The sequence below is a fragment of the Mesorhizobium sp. M7A.T.Ca.US.000.02.2.1 genome (assembly GCF_003996995.1).
Lineage (GTDB): Bacteria > Pseudomonadota > Alphaproteobacteria > Rhizobiales > Rhizobiaceae > Mesorhizobium.
In genome coordinates this window covers 1-3,645 of record NZ_RZTT01000520.1, presented here as the reverse complement: position 1 = coordinate 3,645, position 3,645 = coordinate 1, and the positions used below count along the sequence as shown (strand labels likewise).

5 protein-coding genes are annotated in these 3,645 nt (G+C 56.8%); 3 read left to right on the top strand and 2 right to left on the bottom strand.

The genetic code is table 11. From position 1 onward, the window contains the following. Nucleotides 1-180 precede the first annotated feature (180 nt). Nucleotides 181-501, bottom strand: coding sequence for a DUF1476 domain-containing protein (locus EOD15_RS30725; protein WP_127321343.1), 321 nt, complete (start codon nucleotides 499-501; stop codon nucleotides 181-183). 221 nt (nucleotides 502-722) lie between these two features. Between EOD15_RS30725 and EOD15_RS30720 the strand changes: the two genes are divergently transcribed. From EOD15_RS30720 to EOD15_RS30710, 3 genes are all read left to right on the top strand, one after another. Then, nucleotides 723-1,112 carry a DUF6152 family protein gene (locus EOD15_RS30720; RefSeq protein ID WP_127323021.1) on the top strand — a complete coding sequence of 130 codons (390 nt, stop codon included), beginning with the start codon at nucleotides 723-725 and terminating at the stop codon, nucleotides 1,110-1,112. Then, on the top strand, nucleotides 1,113-1,568 hold the full coding sequence (locus tag EOD15_RS30715) for a DUF6644 family protein (RefSeq protein ID WP_127323020.1): 456 nt from the start codon (nucleotides 1,113-1,115) through the stop codon (nucleotides 1,566-1,568). Between the two features lie 226 nt (nucleotides 1,569-1,794). After that, nucleotides 1,795-2,187 (top strand): RidA family protein, encoded by a 393-nt coding sequence (locus EOD15_RS30710; protein ID WP_127323019.1) that lies wholly within the window; start codon nucleotides 1,795-1,797, stop codon nucleotides 2,185-2,187. Between the two features lie 39 nt (nucleotides 2,188-2,226). On the opposite strand, the gene EOD15_RS36015 is transcribed toward EOD15_RS30710, so the two are convergent. Further along, the coding region (locus tag EOD15_RS36015; RefSeq protein WP_185929123.1) for a hypothetical protein at nucleotides 2,227-3,645 on the bottom strand (1,419 nt) is incomplete at its 5' end.

Below are 3,645 nucleotides of genomic sequence, written 5' to 3'. Positions count from 1 at the left end.
GGTGAAGGCCGGCCCCAAAGCTGCCAATCTCCCCCCTTGAGGGGGAGATGTCCGGCAGGACAGAGGGGGGCGCCGTAGAGCGCTACGATGGAAGAGTCAGCCCGCTGGCAAACCAACACCACAATGTGGCCCTGTGCCTCAAGGACGGCACGCCCTATCCCGATCAAGGCTGAGCGGCGCTCACGTCGACCTGATCTGCTCCACCGCGGTCACCAGCAGGGTTTCCATGGCGGTGCGTACCTGGGCATCCGACTGGGCGATGCCTGCCGCATCGAAATCGGCGCGGACCTTGCGGAACACGTCGTTGTCGCCTGCCTCTTCGAAATCCGCGTGCACGACTTCCTTCGCATAGGCGTCGGCATCCGCACCGGATTTGCCGAGCTTTTCGGCGGCCCACAGGCCGAGCAGCTTGTTGCGGCGCGCCATGGCCCTGAACTTCGTATCCTCGTCCATCGCAAACTTCTTTTCGAAGCCTTCCTGACGGTCTCTCATGCTGCTCATGGTTTGCCTCGTTTTCGGGTTTGGGTCCGGTCTTCAGCCTGGGGAAGAGCGGGCAGGGAAGGCGAGAGTGGCGTGCATGGATGTCATTAGCAAGGCCGGATCGTTCACGCCGGCGATCGAGCGGGGCGCCTGGCGGTTCCGGTCATTTGGCCGATGTGATTTGACGTTGCCGCGCCGTGTCCTACTCTCGAACGCTGCTGGACGAACCGAGGAGACAAGCGATGCAGTCGCCTTTCAATGGAATTCGCAGCGTCGCGCTGACGGCGGCCGTGATGCTTGCCGCCGGCACCGCGGCCTATGCCCATCATGGCTGGTCGTGGACGCAGGACGGGTTTTTCGAACTCAGGGGCAAGATCACGGCCATCTATATCGGCAATCCGCACGCCACGCTGGATGTCGACGCCGAGGGTGAGGCCTGGCGGGTGGAGATGGCGCCGCCGTCCCGCACCATCGCCGCCGGCTTCACGGAGGAGGTGGCCAAGGTCGGCGACGAGGTGACCGCGATCGGCAACCGCTCGCTCGAGGCGAGCGAAAAGCGCATGAAAGCGGTGCGCCTCATCGTCGGCGGCAAGACGTATGATGTCTATCCCGACCGCGTGCCGCCGGCCTAGATGACGGAGTTTTTCGCCGGCCTCGAGCAACTTGCCCTAGCGCGGTGGCTGAAGGCTTCCTTCATCGCCTACCCCGTGGTCAATGCGCTCCACATCATGTCGATCGGCGCGCTGTTGACCAGCGTCCTCCTCATGGACCTCAGGATCTGCGGCGCCTTCCGTTCGCTCCCTTACGCCGCGTTCGTCGCGCTGCTGCGCCGCATTGCTTTGGCGGCATTCGTGGGTGCGCTCGTCACGGGCTCGCTGCTGTTTTCCGTCAAGGCGAGCACCTATGCGGCAATGCCGGTTTTCCTCGCCAAGATGGCACTCATCCTTCTCGCCGGCATCAATTTTTTCGCCTTCCTGCGCTTCGCCAGAGGCGGTGACGAGCCGGCCGGCAGCGCCATCCTGGCTGTGCTCTCGATACTGCTGTGGACATCAGTGCTTTTCGCCGGACGGTTCATCGGATTTCTTTAGCGCCGCATCTTCCTTCTCCCCCTGTGGGAGAAGGTGTCGCCGAAGGCGACGGATGAGGGGTGTTCCAGGGAACGCCGACGTCTCACTCCGCTGGAACACCCCTCATCCGTCTCGGCGCTATCGCGCCGATCCACCTTCTCCCACAGGCGGAGAAGGGAAGAACGGCGCTGGCGTTCCGCCAGTGCCGGGATAAGCTCCCTGCAAATGCAGGAGAGGGAGATTTGCCATGAAGAAAGAAATCATCGAAGTGCCTGTCATGTCGGCCAAGGTGCGGGCGCTTGGCCTGCCCTGCTCGACGGCTGTGAAGGCCAATGGCTTCGTGTTCATCTCGGCCACGCCGCCGGTGGACATGGTGACCGGCGAGATGGTGCGCGGCGACATCGAGGTGCAGACCGAGGCGTCGCTGAAGGCGCTGAAACATTGCCTGGAAGCGGCCGGAACCTCGCTGGAAAACGTGGTGATGGTGCGCATCTACGCCGTCAATTCCGGCTTCTACAACGCCATCAACCGAGTCTATGCCAGGTACTTCAGTGTGAACCCGCCGGCGCGGAGTTTTGTGCCGGTGGCGTCCTGGCCGATGGAGTTTGATATCGAGATTGAGTGCGTGGCGGTGGGGTGAGGACGTTTAGCCCCTCGTTCTGACCGGAAGGGCGACGAGTTAGCCACCATTCGGCGCCGGAATAGCCAGCCGGTCAAAAAAGGCCTTATGTCGGCGTCTTGCGTCGCGGCCGACTCGCTCAAAGGGTACAAATTCGATGTACGCGTTGAGCGTTGGGTTAAATATGAAATAGCCTTCCGTGCCGCCGAACATAGGATGAAACTGATATTCATCCACTATCGCTTGTGTCAATTTCTCGCTTATGTCGCATATAATATATGCGTAGAATCTTGTTGATTGGTTGGCCTTAATCTTCGGTCCATTTTTTGACCATTTCCCTTCGCGGATATTTCTTATGTATCGAATTACTTGAGTGTAAGGGTGCTCATCTCTTGATGGCAAAGGACCTGGGCGCTTTAGTTCCACAATCACAACCTCTCGCAGGTCGTCAAGGCTATCGTCAGTGGAAAACGCAAAGCTGAAGTAGCACGCGATATCGGGCTCGTTTCCACTGCTCACTTCGAAAAGCGCAGCATGCTTGGTAATATCGCGATCCGAGTCAATGAAGTTCGCGAAGGTCAGTCGCTCGTCGACAAGCCACAAATTGTTGTCATCGAAGTCGCGGTGCCCACTCACCGCGCTATGCCGGGGAAAAATTAGGCTATGTACGGCTGCTTCTCTTTCAAATTTGTCACCAGATTTTCCTATAACTTTCTCATAGAGCTCAATGATCTTTCTTCTGAAAAGAAGATACCCAATTAGTGACGACTGATGAGCTTTAATTGATTCTAGGTAGACTTCATCAAACTCTTGTACAATTTTTCTAGAATCTATTTCACCCGAATGTTCGAATTTCTGGAGTGTCGCTTCGAGCCTAGCTCTGCCGTGGCTTAACCGCCGCGCGTGAGCAATTGCCAAGTGATCTACAATATCCTTTCCGCTTGAGCCTAGCGGAATATTTTCAGTCTCGTCGTTCGTTCCAGTAACAAGATATCGATACTCGGGATATTCCCGGTTGATAATTAGCTCAACCTCAGACGCGCGTATGACCCGCGCCTCTTCGATGTAGGGGCGGAGATGGCTCTGGACTAGCTCATCGATTTCCTTATCGAGCGCTTGATAACTTATTGGCTCAATTAGGCTCGGCTCCTCCGGGAGATCAATAGAGGTTCTTTGCCCACTAACTCGTTGGTCCAAGTACGAGCTTGTTACGTAGCAATGATAGTAAAAATCGCCGTCTTCATCTTGAAGTCTGTGGCTGGGTATCGAATCAATTTTCTTCGTTCGAACGGCACGTCCGTCTGCACAAATAGATACCGCATGGGCTCGTTCGTAAGGTGAGCGAATTCGAACGTGGTGTGCGGAAAATTCGATCTCTCCAATTTTGAAGGCTTCGTTTGCAACAGAGCTATAGTCACTTAGGTTAATCTCCAGCCGCTCGACCCCATCTACCAAAGTTATTTTGGGTGGATTTGGCGA

What these genes read in the sequence shown, in the direction of transcription:
- EOD15_RS30710 (WP_127323019.1), top strand. Translation starts at nt 1,795, where the DNA reads ATGAAGAAAGAAATCATCGAAGTGCCTGTCATGTCGGCCAAGGTGCGG.
- EOD15_RS30720 (WP_127323021.1), top strand. Translation starts at nt 723, where the DNA reads ATGCAGTCGCCTTTCAATGGAATTCGCAGCGTCGCGCTGACGGCGGCC.
- EOD15_RS30725 (WP_127321343.1), bottom strand. Translation starts at nt 501, where the DNA reads ATGAGCAGCATGAGAGACCGTCAGGAAGGCTTCGAAAAGAAGTTTGCG.
- EOD15_RS30715 (WP_127323020.1), top strand. Translation starts at nt 1,113, where the DNA reads ATGACGGAGTTTTTCGCCGGCCTCGAGCAACTTGCCCTAGCGCGGTGG.